This is a genomic window from Pseudarthrobacter sp. 902506025 (assembly GCF_040702325.1).
In the GTDB taxonomy this organism is placed as follows: Bacteria; Actinomycetota; Actinomycetes; order Actinomycetales; family Micrococcaceae; genus Arthrobacter.
The window spans coordinates 240,984-260,930 of sequence record NZ_JBFBKW010000003.1 but is presented as its reverse complement, the minus strand read 5'-3'; the positions used below and the strand labels follow the sequence as shown (position 1 = coordinate 260,930).

Here is a 19,947-nt window from a genome sequence, read left to right as displayed (position 1 = left end):
GACGGGTGGAGCCGGGACCTTTGGGTCCCGGCTCCAGCCGTTTAAGTGACCGGTTAATTGACCGGTTTGATTGGCCGGCGAGACTGTCTGGGTGGCCGGCGGAACCAGCCCGGTTCGGCTGTCAGTCCTGGAAGGTGCTCCCGGCTGCAGGCACGGCGGCGAGGGCGCCCTGCTCCGCTGCGGCTTTCCGGTCCAGTCCGAGTTCCCTTAGCCTGCGCTCAAGAATCCCGCCCAGTGCCGTGCGGCCTTCGGTGTTCATGTGCACCGCATCGGCGAGGTCCTTCGCCAGCCCGTACCTGGTGAGCCAGTCTCCGGTGGAGATAAAGGGCAGTCCATGTGCTGCCGCCACGGCACCGAGCACAGCGTCAACCTCACTCCGCCGGCCGCCGCCGTCGTTCGATCCCCGGGCCAGGGTGCCGATCATTGCCAGCCGTGTGCCGGGATAGCGGCTCCGCAGCTCAGCGATCAGCCGCTCGGCGTTCCGTGCGATCTGCGCGTTGCTTGCGCCTCCGGCGGCGTCGTTGCCACCGCCCTCGACCACAATGAGGGCGGGGGTGCCGGAGGGGAGCTGCCAGTCCCCGCGCTGCAGGGCGTCCACGTAGTTACCGGTGGCGCCGTTCGCCGCGACGTAGCCGGTGCCCCCGCGGCCGCAAAAGTACACGTTGTACCCGGCGGCGGCCAAACCCAGGCGGGGCCAGCCGTCAACGGGTTCCGACTGCGAATCCCCAATCAGCAGGACAGTCTTGCCCACATCGGGCACAACTGCTTCCAGCCGGCCGTTGCCCGTATTCAGGACGTGGGCAGTGGCTGCCACCGACACCTTCGCGGCGCCCGGCTTCACGGCTGGCGCCTGGTTGTTGGCTGCCTGGCCTGCGGCTGCCCGCGACAGGCTGCTGCCGCCCGGACCAGCGGAAAGTCCGTCTCCACCGGATCCCGCGACCACGAGACCGGCGACCACGAGACCGGCGACCACTGCGGCCACAGCCCACGCGGCACCGCGCATGGTGCTGGCCTTGGCAGGGGGCATCGTTGTCTCCGGCGTGCTCAAAGGATGGGCTCTTGGTCACAGACATCATGCCATGTACACGCAGGCGGCAGTGAACTTGGTCACACCAAGTGCGGGACGGTGGCTGATATTGGCTCAAGCGGCAGCGGTCAGTCCCGCTGGAATTTAGGCCAACAAATGGCTCAGCGGCTAGAATAGAGGAAGGGGCCCTGTGCCAAGGGCCTTGTCCGTCGTGCGTTCCGGTTGGAAATGTCGCGATACCTCAGCTGACTTCACCACTGAATCGAGCAATAACGCATGTCTGAAACCTCCACCAACACTGCGGTAGCCACTGCATCGCGCAGTGACCTGCGCAACGTAGCGATCGTGGCCCACGTTGACCACGGCAAGACCACCCTGGTCGACGCCATGCTCAAGCAGACCCATTCCTTTGCCGAGCACAACCACGTAGAAGACCGCGTCATGGACTCCGGTGACCTGGAGCGCGAAAAGGGCATCACCATCCTGGCGAAGAACACCACTGTCGCCTACAACGGTCCGTCCTCGAACGGCGAGACCATCACCATCAACGTGATCGACACCCCCGGCCACGCCGACTTCGGCGGCGAGGTCGAGCGCGGCCTGTCCATGGTCGACGGCGTCGTCCTGCTCGTCGATGCCTCTGAGGGCCCGCTGCCCCAGACCCGCTTCGTGCTGCGCAAGGCCCTCGCCGCGCACCTGCCCGTGATCCTGCTGGTCAACAAGACCGACCGCCCCGACGCGCGGATCGAAGAGGTCGTGCACGAGTCCATGGACCTGCTCCTCGGCCTCGCCTCCGACCTGGCCGACGAGGTCCCCGATCTCGATCTGGACAAGATCCTCGAGGTCCCCGTGGTTTACGCCGCCGCGAAGGTCGGCCGCGCCTCCCTTGAGCAGCCCGCTGACGGCACCGCTCCGGAGAACGAGGATCTTGAGCCGCTGTTCAAGACCATCATCGAGCACATCCCGGCTCCGACGTACAACCCGGAGGGTGTGCTCCAGGCGCACGTCACCAACCTCGACGCCTCCCCGTTCCTTGGCCGCCTGGCCCTGCTGCGTATTTACAACGGCACCCTGCGCAAGGGCCAGACCGTTGCATGGGCCCGCGCCAACGGCGAGCTGAAGAACGTCAAGATCACCGAGCTGCTTGCTACCAAGGCGCTGGAGCGTGTGCCGGCCGAGTCCGCCGGCCCCGGTGAGATTGTCGCCGTCGCCGGCATCGAGGAGATCACCATCGGTGAAACCCTGACCGACGCCGAGAACCCCCAGCCGCTGCCGCTGATCACCGTGGACGATCCCGCGATCTCCATGACCATCGGTATCAACACCTCGCCGCTGGCCGGCAAGGTCAAGGGCGCCAAGGTTACTGCCCGCCAGGTCAAGGACCGTCTTGACAAGGAACTGATCGGTAACGTCTCCATCAAGGTCCTGCCCACCGAGCGTCCCGACGCCTGGGAAGTCCAGGGCCGTGGCGAGCTCGCCCTCGCCATCCTGGTGGAGCAGATGCGCCGCGAAGGCTTCGAGCTGACCGTCGGCAAGCCGCAGGTTGTCACCAAGACCGTTGATGGCAAGATCCACGAGCCGATGGAGCACATGACCATCGACGTGCCCGAGGAATACCTGGGCGCCGTCACCCAGCTCATGGCAGCCCGCAAGGGCCGTATGACCAACATGGCCAACCACGGTACCGGCTGGTGCCGCATGGAGTTCATCGTTCCGGCCCGTGGCCTGATCGGTTTCCGTACCCGGTTCCTGACCGACACCCGCGGCGCAGGCATCGCAGCTTCCATCTCGGAAGGCTACGAGCCGTGGGCCGGCCCCATCGAGTACCGCACCAACGGTTCCATGATCGCCGACCGCGCCGGTGTTGTTACCCCGTTCGCCATGATCAACCTGCAGGAACGTGGCTCCTTCTTCGTGAAGCCCACCTCCGAGGTCTACGAAGGCATGATCGTGGGCGAGAACTCCCGCGCCGACGACATGGACGTCAACATCACGAAGGAAAAGAAGCTCACCAACATGCGTGCCGCTTCCTCGGACACCTTCGAGAACCTGACCCCGCCGCGTGACCTGACCCTCGAAGAGTCGCTCGAGTTCGCCCGCGAGGACGAGTGCGTCGAGGTGACCCCGGAGGCTATCCGCATCCGCAAGGTCATCCTGGACACCAACGAGCGCGCCAAGGCCAACCGCGCCCGCGCCAAGGCCTAGTAACTCCGCAGGTCAACAGAACGCCACCGGTATTTGCCGGTGGCGTTCTGCGTTTAAGCCCGCGGTTGCGCAGCTAACCGGGCGCTCGTTGAGCAGGGACAGTCCGTGCGCAACGAGCGGCGCTGTCACCTCGCACGGACGGTTTTCCACATGGCGGTTTCCGGGTCCTGCGTCCGGCTCCGTAAGCGGCGAGCATGCAGTTATGCGAACTCTTTCAGAAGCCCTGGCTGCCCAGGGCGGCGTTGCCAGTACCCATTCACTGTCAATGGCGGGGGTTTCGCGCCGGAGCCTGGAGGCGAGTGTGGCTGCGGGCTCAGTCCAAAGGATTGCCCGTGGCGTCTATGCCCACCCGCAAGCTGATCCTGTGCTCATTCACGCAGGCCGCCACCATGCTGTCCTGGGGTGCGTCTCGGCTGCCAGCGCCGCGGGCTTGTGGGTGGTCAGGCGCCCGGACAGGACGCATCTGGCCGCATCCCACGGCAGGCCTGTCCCTGGTTGCATCGTGCACCGCAGCAGGATCCCGCTGACACCCCTGGACATCGTGTGCCAGTCCTTGCGCTGCCTCGCGCCCCTGGAGGGACTGGCCATTGCGGAGTCCGCGGTCAAGAACGGGCTCATCCACCTTCCGGCCCTGCGGGAGCGGTTTCCGGCTGTCCTCGAAAAGGGCTTCAGGGACTTGGTCGCGCGGATCCGCCCCCAATCCGGGTCCATCATCGAAACGATGGCGCGATACCTGTTGGAGGAAGCCGGGCACACGGTCGAGCTGCAGGTCAGGATCCCCGGGATGGGACATCTGGATCTGCTCGTTGACGGCCTGCTCGGAGTTGAGACCGATGGCTACGCCCACCACAGCAGCCGGGAGGCTTACCGCGAGGACCGGCGGCGGTGGAATGTCACCGTTGTCCAGGGTGTTCCAACCCTCCGGGTCACCTTTGAGACCCTGCTTGACGAGCCGGACGGGTTCGTGAGGATGGTGCAGCGGGCGCTGGCCACGTACCGCACTGCGCAATGACGGCCGGAGTGGCTGCGCAGGGACAGTCCTTGCGCAGCGAGAGGCGGCGTCAGTGCGCGGCGGCGCGGCGCGGGGGAGCGGGCGGCACTTCCTTCGCGGCCACCACAAGCTCCAGGGGAATGACGACGTCGGCCCGGCGGGTGCGGACGGTGCAGGAACCGGCGTCGCACGCCAGCAGGTGGCCCAGGGCGTCCGTCAGGCCACCTTCAATCCGGTAGCGCACCACGACCCGGGTTCCGGGCTCAGCCGCGGCAAGGAAGCGGACGGGGGCGGACACTGGCAGACTCACCAGTTCATACTAGGCCGCCGGCTAGGTTAGCGGGAAAGGGCTGGGAGATAATAGGCTCAGATGTCAATAGTCCGGCCGTGCTGCCGGATGCAAGAGCCGGCGGGCAAGCCGGAACCCAACGTGGAGAGGCCAGGGACGTGACGTACGTAATCGCGCAGCCGTGTGTGGATGTTAAGGACAAGGCATGCATTGAGGAGTGCCCGGTCGACTGCATCTATGAGGGCGAGCGTTCGCTGTACATCCATCCGGACGAGTGCGTCGACTGCGGCGCCTGCGAACCGGTGTGCCCCGTGGAGGCCATCTACTACGAGGATGACACCCCGGAGGAATGGGCTGACTACTACAAGGCAAACGTCGAATTCTTCGATGACCTGGGGTCTCCGGGCGGCGCGGCCAAGATCGGCAACACGGGCAAGGACCACCCGATGATCGCCGCCCTGCCGCCGCAGAACCAAGACCACTGACGCGGACGGGAAACGTGACCGCAGCAGTGAATTCGTTTGGCCTGAACCTGCCCGACTACCCGTGGGAGGCCATGGCCCCCTACGTGGCCAAGGCCTCGGAACACCCGGGCGGGGCAGTCAATCTGTCCATCGGGACCCCGGTGGATCCCACCCCGCAGCTGGTCCAGGATGCACTGAAGGCGGCCGCGAATGCCCCCGGCTATCCCACCGTTCACGGCACTCCCGCGCTTCGGGAAGCCATCGCGGGCTGGTTTGAACGCCGGCGCGGAGTGGCGGGCCTCGACCCCCGCAACATCATGCCGACGGTGGGCTCCAAGGAACTCGTTGCGTGGCTCCCGCTGCTGCTGGGCCTGAAGCCCGGAGACGTCGTCGTACGCCCCAAGGTGGCCTACCCCACGTACGATATCGGCGCCACCCTTGCCGGGGCCACCTCGGTGGCCACGGACAACCTGGACGAGCTTGACGACGCCACGCGTGCACGCGTGCGCCTCATCTGGGTCAATTCCCCGGGCAACCCCACGGGCAGCGTCCGCGACGCGGAGTCACTGAAGTCACTGGTGGTCCAGGCCCGTGAAATCGGCGCTGTGGTGGCATCGGACGAATGCTACGCAGAGCTTGGCTGGGGCGACTGGGACGTCCAGCGCGGCGGCCGGCGCGTGCCCAGCATCCTCGATCCCTACGTGGCAGGCGGCTCGCACCAGGGCCTTCTCGCCGTGTACTCGCTGAGCAAACAGTCCAACCTGGCGGGCTACCGCGCAGCCTTCGTTGCCGGTGATCCGGACCTGATGCCCAACCTGGTCAACAGCCGCAAGCATGCAGGCATGATCGTCCCCTACCCGGTCCAGGAGGCCATGCGGGTGGCGATGGGGGATGACACCCACGTTGAGGCCCAGAAGGACCTGTACCGGGGCCGCCGTGAACGCCTGGTGCCCGCGCTGCTGGACTTCGGCCTGGAGATCAAGGAGTCCGACGCCGGCCTGTACCTGTGGTCGACGGCGGGGGAGGACACGTGGGCCACGGTGGCCCGCCTGGCTGAGCGCGGCATCGTGGTGGGCCCGGGAGTCTTCTACGGAGAGGCGGGCAACGGCTATGTCCGCGTGGCCTTGACCGGATCCGACGAGCGGATCGATGCAGCCGTTGCACGGCTGGCCGGGTCCGGCTCCTAGGGACACGTAATATTCGTGTGACTCGCCCCACATCCGGCGCATTTTAGGCCGGATGGGAAGCTCGCGGATTAGTGACACCCGCCAAGGAGCGGTACTTTTTAAGTTGACGATCAATGGTGGCTTTCTACAAGAAGGCAGCCCGGGTGTTGGAACCTGTCTTCTCAGGCTCAAGTGCGCGGCTCACCTGATGTTGGATCAAGCTTTCGACAGAGGCCGAAGACGCCTCATGAAGGGGACTCCATGACTGAGACCAACAATGCTGCGACCCTGCTCCACGCAGGTGGCGAGCTGAAGCTCCCGCGCATCCAGGTTGTTGAAGGGAACGAAGGTTACGACGTCTCCAAGCTGCTCAAGCAGACCGGTGCCGTGACCTTTGACCCCGGCTTCATGAACACCGCAGCAACCACCTCCGCCATCACCTACATCGATGGCGATGCGGGCATCCTGCGCTACCGCGGATACCCCATCGAGCAGTTGGCGCAGCACTCCAGCTTCCTCGAGGTGTCCTACCTGCTGATCTACGGGAACCTGCCCACGCCCACGGAACTGGACGAGTTCGACCAGAAGATCCGGCGCCACACCCTGCTGCACGAAGAGCTCAAGGGCTTCTTCGGCGGCTTCCCCCGCGACGCGCACCCCATGCCGGTGCTGTCCTCGGCCGTGTCCGCGCTGTCCACCTTCTACCAGGACTCCCTGGACCCGTTCAACGCCGAGCAGGTGGAGGTTTCCACCATCCGCCTGATGGCCAAGCTGCCGGTCATCGCCGCGTACGCACACAAGAAGTCCATCGGCCAGCCCATGCTGTACCCGGACAACTCCATGAACCTGGTGGAGAACTTCCTGCGCCTGAGCTTCGGCCTCCCCGCCGAGCAGTACGAGCTGGACCCGGTCATCGTCAAGGCACTGGACCTGCTCCTCATCCTGCACGCGGACCACGAGCAGAACTGCTCCACCTCCACCGTGCGCCTGGTGGGCTCCTCCAACGCCAACCTCTTCGCCTCCGTTTCGGCAGGCATCAACGCCCTCTTCGGCCCTGCCCACGGCGGCGCCAACGAGGCAGTGCTGAAGATGCTGCGCCAGATCCAGGCCGAGGGCCTCAAGCCCGAGGACTACATGGAGAAAGTCAAGAACAAGGAAGACGGCGTCCGCCTGATGGGCTTCGGACACCGCGTCTACAAGAACTACGATCCGCGCGCCAAGATCGTCAAGGCCACGGCCCACGAGATCCTCAGCAAGCTCGGCGGCAACGACGAACTGCTGGACATCGCCATGCGCCTGGAAGAGAAGGCGCTCAGCGATGACTACTTCATCCAGCGCAAGCTCTACCCGAACGTGGACTTCTACACCGGCCTGATCTACAAGGCCATGGGCTTCCCCGAGAAGATGTTCACCGTCCTGTTCGCCATCGGCCGCCTGCCGGGCTGGATTGCCCAGTGGCGCGAAATGATCAGCGACCCGAACACCAAGATCGGCCGCCCGCGCCAGCTGTACATCGGCGAGCCGGAGCGCGACTACCCCGCCCGCTGATCCCCTGCCCGTCAGGGACAGCAACAGCCATGACGACGACGGCCGCCCACCTTTCACAGGTGGGCGGCCGTTCCGCGTTAAGAACCATCGACTGCTCCGTACTTGTCGTTTTGGGGCTCCATAACGACAAGTGCGGAGCAATGGATGGGGAGGGCAGGGTCAGGAGGCGTAGCCCTGGGGGTTGTTCTTCTGCCAGCGCCAGTGGTCCTCGCACATCTGGTCCACGGTCTTGGTGGTGGACCAGCTCAGGTCTGCCAGGGCCGAGGTGGCATCGGCCCAGAACGCCGGAAGGTCGCCTGCGCGGCGGCCGGTGATCTCGTAGGGGATGGGCTGGCCCACTGCCTTCTCAAAGGAACGCAGGACCTCCAGGACAGAGGAGCCCTTGCCGGAACCGAGGTTCCAGCGGAAAACACCGGTGCGGTCCGCGATGTGGTTCAGCGCCGCCACGTGTCCTTCGGCGAGGTCCACCACGTGGATGTAGTCGCGCAGGCAGGTGCCGTCCGGGGTGTCGTAGTCGCCGCCGAAGACCATGAGCTTCTCGCGCCGGCCCACGGCCACCTGGGCAATGAAAGGGACAAGGTTGTTGGGAATGCCCTGCGGGTCTTCGCCGATACGGCCCGAGGGGTGTGCGCCAACAGGGTTGAAGTAGCGAAGCAGTGCTATGTGCCAGCGCGAGTCAGCGGCGCCGAGGTCCGAGAGGATGTCCTCGATCTGTTCCTTGGTGCGCCCGTACGGGTTGTTGGCGCCGATCTCCATCTTTTCCACGTACGGGATGGGGTTGTGTTCCCCGTAGACAGTGGCCGAGGAGCTGAAGACGATGGACCGGACGTCGTGCCTGTCCATGACGCGGACCAGGTTCAGCGTCCCCACCAGGTTGTTGTAGTAGTACTTCAACGGCTCCTGCACTGATTCACCCACGGCTTTGAGGCCCGCGAAATGGATGACGGCCTCGATGCCGTTGCTGGCGAACACCTGCTCGACGGCGGCCTCGTCCACCAGGTCCACGTTGTAGAACTCCGCGGTCTTGCCGCTGAGTTCGGCCACGCGGCGCAGCGACTCCTCGCTGGAATTGACCAGGTTGTCGATGACGACCACGTCGTGGCCGGCTTCCTGCAGGGAAAGAACAGTGTGGGAACCGATGTAGCCGGTGCCCCCTGTGACCAAGATTTTCATGCCTCAACGCTATCCCACGTGCAGCGTTGCCCGCCGCCGTGTCCCGGATGGCGGGCGCACTGTGACAAGGCAGATAAAGCACAAGTGTGCTATTAAGAATGGTGCCCAAAATTGTAGACGCCGATGCCCGGCGGCAGGATGTGGTCCAGGCGGTTCTCCGCATCATTGCCGTGGACGGTCTCGAGCGTGCCTCGCTCCGGGAGGTTGCGGACGAAGCAGGACTGGCGGTCGGCTCGGTCCGGCACTACTTCCAGGGCAGTGAGGAGCTCCTGGCGTTTACGTTCGGCACGGTGGTGGACCGGGTGGCCGGCCGGCTGGAAGCCCTGCTGCCCGCCGTGCTTGGTGCTGCCGCAGCCAGCCCCGAACAGCGGGAGGCTGTTTTAACCCTTCTGGGCGGCATGCTTCCCCTGGACGAGGAAACAGCTGTGGAAGCATGTGCGTGGCTGGCTTTCAAGAACGCCGCCCGCATCAGGCCGTTCCTCGCCGCGGAGGCGGACCGCAGCCACCGCGAAATCGCAGCCATCATGGGCGCACTCGTCGCAACCCTGCTCCCGGATGATGAACCGCAGGAGAACCTGGTGGTGGAGGCCGAACGGCTCCTGGCGACGCTGGACGGACTGTGCATGCACGCCTTGCTCCAGCCCGGCTGGATGACGGCGCAGATGTGCCGCGACGTGCTTGAGCGCCACCTGGACGGGATCGGACGGTAAGGGATCAAAAGGCTGTCCTGCACTTCCGTGGACTGCCTGCGGGAATAGACTGATAGCCGGGTAGGCCGGACCGATCACGATGCCCGGCACCGGTAGGCCAGGAAAGGACTTTGGATGCAGCACGCAAGCGGTTCAGGGTGGCAGATCACCACCGACACATCCGGGCCGATGATGATTGCTCTTTACGTCCGGGACGCCGCCGGCCTGAACGGCGTGGGCCGTCCCATGCTGTCCCATGCATCACCCAAAGTCCGCTCGGCGGACCATAAGCACCTGACCGCGGATGTTGGCGGCCTCAGCGCACTGAAGACCGAGTGGGAGGCCTGGTGGGAGCAGTTGCTCAAGGCGCACCCCCACACCTCCCCGGAACTGTCTCCACCCGATTTCGAAGCGTTCGGCAACTCGCCGGCGCTCCAACGGCTCCTGCAGGCCCATTTCGGCTCTGCCCTCACCTGGGCCAGGGAACGCAGGAGCGAATACGCCGAACTCGAAGCCCAGCGCGTGGCCAGCGGAACGGACCAGCTGCTCGGGGACATGGTGGACGACCGGCTGATGGAGGTGGGGCGGGACTCCCGGGATTTCACGCTGACCATCATTGAGCTGCCGCTGGACGAGCAACGGGCCTGGTACCTGGAACCGGACAAGATCATCATGAGCCATGAGTTGATGGGCCAGCCTGAGCTGTTCCGCAGCTACGTCCAGCCGGTGCTGGAAATCCTGGTCTAGCCCCTGCAGGGAGGACGACGGCGGGAGGTCACGTGCCGCCGTCGTCCTGCCGTACGGTGATGCGCACCTGCCCGGCGGCGGCCCCCGACGCCTGCCATCCGTCCCCGCCTGGCCGGTCCCAGCTGCGGCCGGCGACTTCCACCTTGGTCACCGCCAGGTCCTTGGCATTCGCAACCGCCCACTGGGCCACCGACCATGCCAGTGCCCCGTCCGCGTCCACTACCAGGGTGGCGCCGTCCACCTGCGCATCCACGCCGCCGTACGCCTGCTCCAGCTCCGTCACCACTGTTGTTGAATTCCCGCCTGCCGTCGGGGAGCGCAGCGTGCACTGGACTCCCGCCGGAGTCTGTCCGGTCAGCCCGGAAGCGAAGGCCCGGCCCATCTCCTCGTGCTGGGCATAGGCCTTGGGGTAGGCGGAACGCTGGACCTGCTGGGCCGCGTCAGTGATGTCCAGCGTTTCGTACCCAGGGATCTTCACCAGGGCGTCATAGAAGGCGTTGACGGCGTAGTACGGGTCCATGATCTGGGCCTCGGTGCCCCAGCCCTGGGAAGGCCGCTGCTGGAAGAGCCCCCGCGAGTCAGGGCCGGCCTGGTCGCCGTGGCCGATGTTGCGCAGCTTTGACTCCTGCATGGCAGTGGCCAGGGCAATGGTGGCGGCACGCGGAGGGAGGCCCCGCCGGACGGCCGCGGCGGTGATCAGGGCTGCGTTGGCCGCCTGGTCCGGCGCCAGTTCCCCGGTCCGGCCGCCGGCCGTGGCGGTGCAGCGCTCCGAGACGAGGGTCTCGGAACGCTGCACAAAGTAGACCGCCGTGTAGATGCCTCCCGCTGCCAGTGCCAGGGTGAGGAGCAGCACCGCCAGGCGGCGCAGGCCGCGCCTGCGCGCCGCAGACAGAGGTGCCACGAAGAGACTAGTTGGCGTGCAGGGCGTCGTTCAGTTCCACGGTCTGGCCCTTGCGGGGGAGAGCCTCCACCGCGCCCGTGGTGGAGTTGCGGCGGAACAGCAGGTTGGGGACGCCGGAGAGCTCGGCAGCCTTGACGATCCTGGTGGTGTCCTCGCCCACCTCGTCCTTGGGGCCCGGGACGCGGACGCGGGTGCCCGCCGTGACGTAGAGGCCGGCTTCCACCACCGAATCGTCACCGATGCTGATGCCCACGCCTGAGTTTGCCCCGAGCAGGACCCGCTCGCCGATGGTGATCTTTTCCTTGCCGCCGCCTGACAGGGTGCCCATGATGGACGCGCCGCCACCCACGTCGCTGCCGTCCCCGGTCACGACGCCCGCCGAGATGCGCCCCTCCACCATGGAGGTGCCCAGAGTCCCGGCGTTGAAGTTCACGAAGCCCTCGTGCATGACGGTGGTGCCGGCGGCGAGGTGCGCACCCAGGCGCACCCTGTCGGCGTCGGCAATCCTGACCCCGCTGGGGACCACGTAGTCCACCATGCGCGGGAACTTGTCGATGCCGTAGACGGTGACAGCGCCCCGCCGGCGCAGCCTGGCGCGCGTCAGTTCAAAGCCCTCGACGGCAGCGGGGCCGAAATTGGTCCACACGACGTTGGGGAGCTTGGCGAAGATGCCGTCCAGGTTAATGGTGTTGGGCTGGACCAGGCGGTGCGAGAGAAGGTGCAGCCGGAGGTAGGCGTCCGCGGTGTCGGCGGGGGCTTCGTCGAGGTTGATCTGGACAAAGACCACCTTCTGCTCCGTGCCGCGGTCCTGGTCTGCGCCGTTCTCAGCGATGGCGGTCAGGGCTTCGTCGGCGTTTTCCACCGAGCGGAGGTCCTCGGCCGCAACACCGAGTGCCGGTGCCGGGAACCAGACGTCCAGGACCGTGGTGTCGCTGCCGGTGGTGGCGATGGTGGCCACACCAAAGCCATAGGCGGAACGGTCTTCAGTGTTGGAGGTCAGGGTTTCGGGCCCGGCGGAGGAAGCAGTCTCAGTCATGTGCTCCAGTCTATCGAGGGCCGGGCAGGCGGTTCGAACTAGACTGGCTTCGTGACTGCTGAAACCGCCCCCGAATCTTCCGTGTCCACCCTTGACCTGCACCAGGACGTTGCGCTGCTGACCGCGGCACTCATGGACATCAACAGCGTGTCGGGCAATGAGAAGCAGCTCGCGGACGCCGTCGAAGCCGCATTGCGGGGGATTCCCCAGCTCACGGTGGTGCGCGACGGTGACGCCATCGTCGCCCGCACCGAACTGGGCCGCGCCGAACGGGTCATCCTCGCCGGCCACCTGGACACGGTTCCGTTGCCCCTGACCGAAGGTTCCAGGGGCACTGTCCCGTCCAGCTGGGAATCCGGCGTTCCGGGTGAAGGCATCCTCTATGGCCGCGGAGCCACCGACATGAAGGGCGGCGTGGCGGTCCAGCTGGCGCTGGCAGCAGGAATGTTCGACGGCGGCGCGCAGCCCAAGCGGGACGTCACCTTTGTGTTCTACGACCACGAGGAAGTTGAAGCTGTGAAGAGCGGGCTGGGACGCCTGGTCCGGAATCACGGCAACCTGCTCCAGGGGGACTTCGCCATCCTGCTGGAGCCAACGGACGGCACGGTGGAGGGCGGCTGCAACGGCACCAGCCGGTTCGAGGCCAGCACGGCGGGCGAGGCCGCACACTCGGCGCGGGCGTGGATGGGCAGCAACGCCATCCACGCAGCAGCCCCCATCCTGGCCCGCCTGGCATCCTATGAACCGCGGACCATCAACGTTGACGGGCTGGACTACCGGGAAAGCCTCAACGCGGTAAAGATCAACGGCGGCACCGCCGGCAATGTCATCCCGGACCGCTGTGTGGTGGAAATCAACTACCGGTTCGCCCCGGACAAGACCCCGGACCAGGCCGAAGCCCACGTCCGGGAACTGCTGGCGGGCTTCGACGTGGTCCGCACGGATGCTGCCGCGGGAGCGCGTCCTGGCCTGCAGCACCCGGCCGCCGCCTCCTTCGTTGCCGCCGTGGGAGCCGAGCCCAAGCCCAAATACGGCTGGACCGACGTCGCGCGCTTCAGCGAACTGGGCATCCCCGCGGTGAACTTCGGCCCGGGCGATGCACTGCTGGCGCACAAGGACAACGAGCACGTCCACGCTGATGCCGTCCGCAAGTGCCTCGCCGCGCTGCAAAGCTGGCTCGCAGGCTGACGGTCCTTAACGGAAAAGGTCCGGAACTCCCCACGGGAATTCCGGACCTTTTCTGTTGCAGCTTCAAAGCCTAGGGAGCCGCAGCTTCCAGGACGTCGGGTTCGGCCTTCGCCGTGCCGCCGGCCGCCTTCTTGGAGCCGCGGCGCTCGATCCATACGGCAAGCCGTGAAACCGAGATGTTGATGGCGATGTAGATGGCCGCCGCCACAAAGAAGATGGGGAACAGGTACTGGGTACCCAGGAAGTCCGCCATGACCTGGACGGCCCGCAGCAGCTCGCCGTACGCCACGATGTAGCCCAGCGAGGTGTCCTTCAACAGAACCACCATCTGCGCAACGAGCGAGGGCATCATGCGGCGGATTGCCTGCGGCAGTTCGATCAGCATGCGCGACTTGTAGCTGGTCAGGCCGATGGCCAGGCCGGCTTCGCGCTGCCCCTTGGGGAGGGACTGGATACCGGCCCGGATGATTTCGGCAAAGACCGCCGCGTTGTACAGCACCAGGCCGGTTACCACGGCGACGAACGCGGAGGTGCCGAAGCCCAGGAGGATGAAGAGCATCATCAGGACCACGGGCATGCCGCGCAGGAACTCCAGGATGACCCGCATGGGTACCCGGATGGCGGCGGCGTCCGAAATGCGCAGGAGGCACAGCAGCAGGCCCAGCGGGAACGCGATGACTGCGGCAAGTGCCGCTGCCGAGAGGGTGGATCCCAGCCCGTTGCCGAGGAGGCGCCAAACATCGGCACGGGTGAAGATCTGCCAGCGGCGTGCTTCGAAGATGCCCTGCTGGGAAAGGGTCAGGACAACCCAGGCCAGCAGGCCAAGAATCAGCAGGCCGCCAATGATGGAGGCAATGAGGGAGACCCGGCGGGCCTTGGGACCCGGGACGTCGTAGAGAACGGAACTCATCGGGCAATCGCCACCTTTCGTTCCACCGTGTTGGCGAGGATTCCCAGCGGAACGGTGAGGAGCAGATAGAAGAACGCAGTGCCCAGCAGGACCGTGATCACGGCGTCGCCGTTGGCGTTGGCCAGCTGGCGGCCGTAACCGAACAGTTCCAGGACGAAGAAGGCACCGGCCACCGAGGAGTTTTTGACCAGGGCGATCAGGATGCTGATCAGCGGCGGGATCACCGTGCGCAGTGCCTGGGGGAGGATGATGAGAGAGAGAACCTGGCCGAACTTCATGCCGATGCTGCGTGCGGCTTCGGCCTGGCCCACAGGCACGCTGTTGACGCCCGAGCGGACAGCTTCGGCGATGAACGCGGCGGTGTAGGTGCTGAGGGCAATGATTGCGGCGATCTCGAACTGCTCGAACTTGACCCCGATCCGGGGGAGCACCACCGCTGCGAAGAAGAATGCGATGGTCAGCGGCGTGTTGCGGAGGACTTCCACGTACACGGTGCTGAAACCGCGAAGCGCTGCGACCGGGGAGACGCGTGCCGCGGCAAGCAAGGTGCCAAGGATCAACGCGAAAATGCCGGAGACAACGGAGAGAAAAAGAGTGCGAAGAAAACCCTCCCAGTACAGGGGCAGGTTTTCAAAGATGACGTCCATAAGATCCTTCGGCTGTAAGCGTGGACGGATTAAAGGCGGTGCCGCCGGGGCTGCTGAACAGCCCCGGCGGCGCGGCGGACGCTACTTAGTAACGGTTGATGGCCGGGAGGCTGGGGGCGGTCTTAATGACCGAACCCGCAGTGGCTTCCCAGGCCTTCTTGTAGGAGCCGTCCTTTTCGAAGGATTCGAGCTGGTCGTTGATCCAGTTGCGGAACTCGGTGTCGCCCTTCTTCAGGCCGATGCCGTAAGGCTCCTTGGTGAAGGTCTCGTCGGAAGCGAGCTTGAAGGCGTCCGGCTCCTTGTCAACGAAACCGGCCAGGATCACGTTGTCCGTGGTCACGGCTTCAACCTGCTTGTTGCGCAGCGGCTCCAGGCAGGCGGAGTAGGTGGCGGCCGGGACGAGCTCGGCGCCGTACTTGTCCACGATCGTGGCGGCCGGGGTGGAACCGGTGACGGAGCAGACCTTCTTGCCCTTGACGTCCTCGGGCTTCTTGATGGTGTCGTTGTCCTTGTTCACCATGAGGGCCTGGCCGGCTTCGTAGTACGGGCCGGCGAAGTCCACAACCTGCTTGCGCTTGTCGCTGATGGTGTACGTGGCGATGACCAGGTCAACCTTGCCCTGCTCGATGAAGGGCTCGCGGTTGGCGGAAACGGTCTCGGACCATTCGATCTTGTCCGCGGGGATGCCCAGCTTGGCGGCGATCAGCTTGCCCATTTCGACGTCGAAACCTACGGGCTTGCCGTCCAGGCCCACCTGGCCGAACAGCGGCTGGTCGAACTTGGTGCCGATCTTGATGGTGCCGGCGGAGGACAGCTTCGCCATGGTGGTTCCGGCAGCGAACGACGGCTTCTCAACGGGGCTCGGGTTGCTGGAGCCGCCTGAGTCTCCACCGCCGCAGGCGCTCAGTGACAGTGCGAGGGCAGCGGTAGCCGCCACGACGAAGGACTTTCGCCGGGACATAAATGCCTTCATGACATTCCTTTCATTGGTGGCCGCGGGTTTTCCGGCCTGGATGCGATCTGAAGTGTGATGTTGTTCGGTAAGTCAGTGGGTGAGGAGCTTGGACAGGAAGTCCTTGGCCCGGTCACTCTTCGGGTTGGTGAAGAACTCCTCCGGGGTGGCGTCCTCCACGATCTGGCCGTCCGCCATGAAGACCACGCGATCGGCCGCCTTGCGGGCGAAGCCCATCTCGTGGGTGACCACGATCATGGTCATGCCTTCCTTGGCGAGCTGGACCATGACGTCCAGGACCTCGTTGATCATTTCGGGGTCCAGCGCTGACGTGGGCTCGTCGAACAGCATCACCTTCGGCTTCATTGCCAAGGCACGGGCGATCGCAACGCGCTGCTGCTGGCCGCCCGAGAGCTGGGCCGGCAGCTTGGGAGCCTGGTGGCCCACGCCCACGCGTTCCAGGAGCGCCATGGCGTCCTTTTCCGCTGCCGCCTTGGAAACACCTTTGACCTTGATCGGCCCCAGGGTGACGTTTTCAAGGATGGTCTTGTGCGCGAACAGGTTGAACGACTGGAAGACCATTCCGACGTCGGCGCGGAGCTGTGCGAGTTCCTTGCCTTCCTCGGGGAGGACTTTCCCGTCGATGCTGATGGTTCCGCCCTCGATGGTCTCCAGGCGGTTGATTGCCCGGCAGAGGGTGGACTTACCGGAGCCGGAGGGCCCGATGACCACAACAACCTCGCCCTTGCGGACCTGGAGGTTGATGTCCTTCAAAACGTGCAGCTGGCCGTAATGCTTGTTAACGGCGTTCAGGGAGACGAGAGCATCGCCGGGCACATGAGTAGTCATAGGAAAGAATCTAGCGAACAACCGTGGGTTATGACGCCAATCACCCCAAGTTCATGCCGATCGTGATTCAAGAGATACCTGGAGTTGGAGGTTAGCCTAGGGGAATGAGCATCAACGCAGATCCGGCCAAGAATACCCAGCCGCGCCGTAAGGGGCCCCTCGAGCTGCGCCGCAAGCAGGCGGCCGTGGAAATGTCGGACCAGCACCTGCTCGATACGAAAGGCCCCGGCCAGTTCGTCCACACCGATCCGTGGCGGGTCCTGCGGATCCAGAGCGAATTCGTCGAGGGCTTCGGCGCGCTGGCGGACATCGGGAAGGCCGTCAGCGTCTTCGGCTCAGCCCGCACCAAGCCCGGAAGCGTGTACTACGAGATGGGCGTGGAAGTTGGGCGCAAGCTCGCCGAAGCCGGCGTCGCCGTGATCACCGGGGGCGGCCCGGGTTCCATGGAGGCGGCCAACCGGGGAACGGTGGAAGGCAACGGCGTATCGGTGGGTCTCGGCATTGAACTGCCCTTCGAGCAGGGCCTGAACCAGTGGGTGGACCTGGGCATCAACTTCCGCTACTTCTTTGCCCGCAAGACCATGTTCGTTAAATACGCGCAGGGCTTCATTGTGCTGCCCGGCGGCCTGGGCACCCTGGATGAGCTGTTCGAGGCCATGGTCCTGGTCCAGACCCGGAAAGTGACGTCCTTCCCCATCGTCCTCCTGGGCGTCGACTTCTGGGGACCGATGATCGAGTGGATCAGGGGCACCCTGGTGGCCGAGGGCATGGTCTCCGAGAAGGACCTTGAACTTATCCAGCTGGTTGATGACCCCGCCGAAGCCGTGGACCGGGTCCTCCACGGCGCGGTGGCCCCGTCACTGAACGGGGAACAGCGGCCGGAGTAGCTGCGGGCCGCGGTTGCCGCCACCGGTCTGGCACGATGGAGCAGTGAGCTTCTTTCTGGTTTTCCTCGCCGTCGTCCTTGTGGCGGCGGTCCTTTGGGCCGGCCTGGGCCGGCGCTACCGCAGGCCGGACGGGGCGGTGCTGCCTGTCCTGCTGGGCGGTTTCGAAGAGCCGCCGGCCAACCTGCCGCCGGTGCTGCTGCCGGAGCGCGCCGTTCCGGAGGACGTGACCCGGCTTCGCTTCTCGCTGGGCCTGCGCGGCTACCGGATGGACCAGGTGGACCAGGTCCTGGACGAACTGCGGGACCAGCTGGCGGCACGCGACGCGGAACTGGCCGAACTGCGGGACCGGCTGGCCGCCACGGAAGCGCAAACCGGCGCCGGCCCAGGCCAGCCGGACGACGGCGGGCCCCCGGCCCCCGGCACGGTTCCGGAAGTGCCGGACGCGGGAAAGGGCGGCAACCAGGCGGTCCATGAAGGCGCTGCCCCGCGGAAGGGCGGCCTGTGAGCACGGTTGCCCGCCGCAGCCCGCTGGCCTCTGCCGGCAATGTGGCCCACCGGGCTGCATCCGCCGTCAGGGGCTGGCCATGGTGGCTCCAGGTCACCGCACTGTACGGCGGGTCCAGGCTAATAACAGCCTGCATTTTCATGGCCGCGGCGCTCCACCAGGGCCCCAACCCCTGGTTCCCGCCAAAGCCGGACTACTGGAACTTCATCAACATCTGGGATGCCCGCTGGTACGCGCAGGTCATCGCCAACGGCTACCCGTCGGTCCTTCCCACGGACGCCGCCGGGAACGTCCAGGAAAACACGTGGGCTTTCTACCCGCTTTTTCCTGCGCTGGCCGGCGGACTCAGCCGCCTCACCGGCCTGAACCCTGCCGCCGCACTCACGGTGGTCGCCATGCTGGCCGGATGGGGTGCTGCGCTCGCGGTGTACGCCCTCTTCCGGCAGAAGGCCCCGCACGCACCCGCTATGTGGGGTGTTGCGTTCTTCTCGGTCTTCCCTGTTTCGGCTGTTCTGCAAGTGCCCTACGCCGAGCCGCTGTCCCTCCTGCTGCTCGCTGGGGCCCTGCTCCTGGTGGTGCGACGCCGGTACCTCTGGGCCGCCCCCGTAGTGGTCCTGCTGTGCCTGTCCCGGCCCGTGGGCGTTCCCTTCGCTGCCATGCTGGGGCTGCTCCTGGTCTTCCACGCCGCCGCGAATCTCCGCCGCGGGCGGCAAGGGGGTCCGGCTGACAATACCCACTCGGTCAAGGACCTGGCGGCACTCACCGGACTCACCGCCGTCGCCGGCCTGTCCGCCCTGGCGTGGCCGGCTGCGGCATGGGCGGCCACCGGGGACCTGCAGGCCTACACCAAAACCGAAACCGTCTGGCGGGGCCGCGACCTGGTGCCTTTCAAGCCGTGGTTCGACACCGGCGTCGACCTCTTTGGTCCTGTGGTGGGCGTCCTCGCACCCCTGGTTTTCGTGGCCCTGTTCGGCGTGATGCTGTTCCTGCCCCCCGTGGTGCGGCTCGGCGTCGAACTGCGGCTCTGGTGCGCCTGCTATATGGGTTACCTGCTGGCGTTCCTCCACCCCCAGACCAGTACCTTCAGGATGCTGCTGCCGCTGTTTCCGCTGGCACTGGGCACGGTTTTCCTGTCCCGGTCCAGGGCGTACCGGGGGACCGTTGTGGCCATGTTCCTGCTGCTGCAGATCGTCTGGATCGTGTGGCTGTGGGCGTGGGCGCCGCTGCCCGGCGGAGGGGATTATCCGCCGTAGCAAAACCGGCTTTCGCGCAGGTCAGGGCGGGAATGACACGTTCCGGGAAATGTCCATCGATTAGCTACGTGCGGGTAATTCCGCGATAATGATAGGTAAGCAAGGACAAAAGCATTCAGAAAACGCGCAGCCTCGGCGGTGGTCGAACCACCCCGCCACAGCGGCCTGATCGACATGCGGACACAGCCCGCCCGGGCTGATTAGTCCTGGGACAAAATGGAGGGGAATTCCTCATGGCGGCTATGAAACCACGCACCGGCGACGGCCCAATGGAAGTCACCAAGGAGGGCCGCAGCCTGATCATGCGGGTCCCGCTCGAAGGCGGCGGGCGCCTGGTGGTCGAACTGAACGCTGCCGAGGCAGCCAACCTCAAGGAATGCCTGGTCGGCGTTACCGAATAGTCGTGCCGGTCGGGGGGGGGGGGGGGCCGCCGGGGGCGGGCCGCCCACAACGCGGGGGGGGATGAGGTGAGCCGTCGAGACCACGCCCCCGGCGCGGGGCGGGAGGGGGGCCGGACGGC

At 65.8% G+C, this 19,947-nt stretch carries 21 protein-coding genes; 12 read left to right on the top strand and 9 right to left on the bottom strand.

Annotation, left to right across the window (positions count from 1 at the left end; genetic code table 11):
* Positions 1–121: 121 nt before the first annotated feature.
* Complete coding sequence (locus tag AB0280_RS08410; protein ID WP_366366843.1) at positions 122–1,027, bottom strand: SGNH/GDSL hydrolase family protein; 906 nt, start codon at positions 1,025–1,027, stop codon at positions 122–124.
* A 276-nt stretch (positions 1,028–1,303) separates the two neighbouring features.
* Here AB0280_RS08410 and typA point away from each other — a divergent pair, with 276 nt between their 5' ends.
* Both typA and AB0280_RS08400 read left to right on the top strand, forming a co-directional pair.
* Positions 1,304–3,232, top strand: a complete 1,929-nt coding sequence (gene typA, locus AB0280_RS08405; RefSeq protein WP_159631474.1) for a translational GTPase TypA — start codon at positions 1,304–1,306, stop codon at positions 3,230–3,232.
* A gap of 202 nt (positions 3,233–3,434) precedes the next feature.
* Entirely contained in the window at positions 3,435–4,244 is an 810-nt protein-coding gene (locus AB0280_RS08400; protein ID WP_366366841.1) for a type IV toxin-antitoxin system AbiEi family antitoxin domain-containing protein, read from the top strand.
* Between the two features lie 49 nt (positions 4,245–4,293).
* Here the strand turns inward: AB0280_RS08400 and AB0280_RS08395 are convergent, their stop codons facing one another.
* A complete protein-coding gene (locus AB0280_RS08395) occupies positions 4,294–4,533 on the bottom strand; it encodes a hypothetical protein (protein ID WP_275179574.1) in 240 nt (79 codons plus the stop codon).
* Between the two features lie 137 nt (positions 4,534–4,670).
* On the opposite strand from AB0280_RS08395, the gene fdxA reads away from it, so the two are divergent.
* The 3 genes from fdxA (at position 4,671) to AB0280_RS08380 (ending at position 7,690) form a co-directional block, all read left to right on the top strand.
* Positions 4,671–4,997, top strand: coding sequence for a ferredoxin (gene fdxA, locus AB0280_RS08390; protein WP_013601705.1), 327 nt, complete (start codon positions 4,671–4,673; stop codon positions 4,995–4,997).
* 14 nt (positions 4,998–5,011) lie between these two features.
* The gene (dapC, locus tag AB0280_RS08385) at positions 5,012–6,163 is read left to right on the top strand and encodes a succinyldiaminopimelate transaminase (RefSeq protein ID WP_366366839.1); all 1,152 of its coding nucleotides are present in this window, start codon (positions 5,012–5,014) and stop codon (positions 6,161–6,163) included.
* Between the two features lie 240 nt (positions 6,164–6,403).
* A complete protein-coding gene (locus AB0280_RS08380) occupies positions 6,404–7,690 on the top strand; it encodes a citrate synthase (RefSeq protein ID WP_056334606.1) in 1,287 nt (428 codons plus the stop codon).
* 159 nt (positions 7,691–7,849) lie between these two features.
* On the opposite strand, the gene galE is transcribed toward AB0280_RS08380, so the two are convergent.
* Positions 7,850–8,863, bottom strand: a complete 1,014-nt coding sequence (galE, locus tag AB0280_RS08375; RefSeq protein ID WP_366366838.1) for a UDP-glucose 4-epimerase GalE — start codon at positions 8,861–8,863, stop codon at positions 7,850–7,852.
* A 101-nt stretch (positions 8,864–8,964) separates the two neighbouring features.
* Between galE and AB0280_RS08370 the strand changes: the two genes are divergently transcribed.
* Complete coding sequence (locus AB0280_RS08370; RefSeq protein WP_275179956.1) at positions 8,965–9,573, top strand: TetR/AcrR family transcriptional regulator; 609 nt, start codon at positions 8,965–8,967, stop codon at positions 9,571–9,573.
* Positions 9,574–9,687: 114 nt separating this feature from the next.
* Complete coding sequence (locus AB0280_RS08365; RefSeq protein ID WP_159631480.1) at positions 9,688–10,299, top strand: hypothetical protein; 612 nt, start codon at positions 9,688–9,690, stop codon at positions 10,297–10,299.
* A gap of 28 nt (positions 10,300–10,327) precedes the next feature.
* On the opposite strand, the gene AB0280_RS08360 is transcribed toward AB0280_RS08365, so the two are convergent.
* Complete coding sequence (locus AB0280_RS08360) at positions 10,328–11,191, bottom strand: hypothetical protein (protein WP_364398003.1); 864 nt, start codon at positions 11,189–11,191, stop codon at positions 10,328–10,330.
* 16 nt (positions 11,192–11,207) lie between these two features.
* On the bottom strand, positions 11,208–12,236 hold the full coding sequence (dapD, locus tag AB0280_RS08355) for a 2,3,4,5-tetrahydropyridine-2,6-dicarboxylate N-succinyltransferase (RefSeq protein WP_366366837.1): 1,029 nt from the start codon (positions 12,234–12,236) through the stop codon (positions 11,208–11,210).
* Positions 12,237–12,287: 51 nt separating this feature from the next.
* Between dapD and dapE the strand changes: the two genes are divergently transcribed.
* Positions 12,288–13,424, top strand: a complete 1,137-nt coding sequence (dapE, locus tag AB0280_RS08350; protein WP_366366836.1) for a succinyl-diaminopimelate desuccinylase — start codon at positions 12,288–12,290, stop codon at positions 13,422–13,424.
* Between the two features lie 70 nt (positions 13,425–13,494).
* Here dapE and AB0280_RS08345 read toward each other — a convergent pair whose 3' ends face one another.
* From AB0280_RS08345 to AB0280_RS08330, 4 genes are all read right to left on the bottom strand, one after another.
* On the bottom strand, positions 13,495–14,334 hold the full coding sequence (locus AB0280_RS08345) for an amino acid ABC transporter permease (RefSeq protein ID WP_159631483.1): 840 nt from the start codon (positions 14,332–14,334) through the stop codon (positions 13,495–13,497).
* Complete coding sequence (locus tag AB0280_RS08340; RefSeq protein ID WP_366366835.1) at positions 14,331–14,981, bottom strand: amino acid ABC transporter permease; 651 nt, start codon at positions 14,979–14,981, stop codon at positions 14,331–14,333. The genes AB0280_RS08345 and AB0280_RS08340 overlap by 4 nt, the downstream gene beginning before the upstream one ends.
* An 85-nt stretch (positions 14,982–15,066) precedes the next feature.
* On the bottom strand, positions 15,067–15,954 hold the full coding sequence (locus AB0280_RS08335) for a glutamate ABC transporter substrate-binding protein (protein WP_141159890.1): 888 nt from the start codon (positions 15,952–15,954) through the stop codon (positions 15,067–15,069).
* Between the two features lie 72 nt (positions 15,955–16,026).
* Positions 16,027–16,782: an amino acid ABC transporter ATP-binding protein gene (locus tag AB0280_RS08330; protein ID WP_026265670.1), complete on the bottom strand. Its 756-nt coding sequence runs from the start codon at positions 16,780–16,782 to the stop codon at positions 16,027–16,029.
* A gap of 104 nt (positions 16,783–16,886) precedes the next feature.
* Here AB0280_RS08330 and AB0280_RS08325 point away from each other — a divergent pair, with 104 nt between their 5' ends.
* From AB0280_RS08325 to AB0280_RS08310, 4 genes are all read left to right on the top strand, one after another.
* Positions 16,887–17,669: a TIGR00730 family Rossman fold protein gene (locus AB0280_RS08325; protein WP_366366833.1), complete on the top strand. Its 783-nt coding sequence runs from the start codon at positions 16,887–16,889 to the stop codon at positions 17,667–17,669.
* A gap of 43 nt (positions 17,670–17,712) precedes the next feature.
* Positions 17,713–18,174 carry a DivIVA domain-containing protein gene (locus AB0280_RS08320; RefSeq protein WP_366366831.1) on the top strand — a complete coding sequence of 154 codons (462 nt, stop codon included), beginning with the start codon at positions 17,713–17,715 and terminating at the stop codon, positions 18,172–18,174.
* Entirely contained in the window at positions 18,171–19,427 is a 1,257-nt protein-coding gene (locus tag AB0280_RS08315; protein WP_366366830.1) for a hypothetical protein, read from the top strand. Before AB0280_RS08320 ends, AB0280_RS08315 begins: the two co-directional genes overlap by 4 nt.
* A 233-nt stretch (positions 19,428–19,660) precedes the next feature.
* On the top strand, positions 19,661–19,828 hold the full coding sequence (locus tag AB0280_RS08310) for a DUF3117 domain-containing protein (RefSeq protein ID WP_009357720.1): 168 nt from the start codon (positions 19,661–19,663) through the stop codon (positions 19,826–19,828).
* Positions 19,829–19,947: the final 119 nt, after the last annotated feature.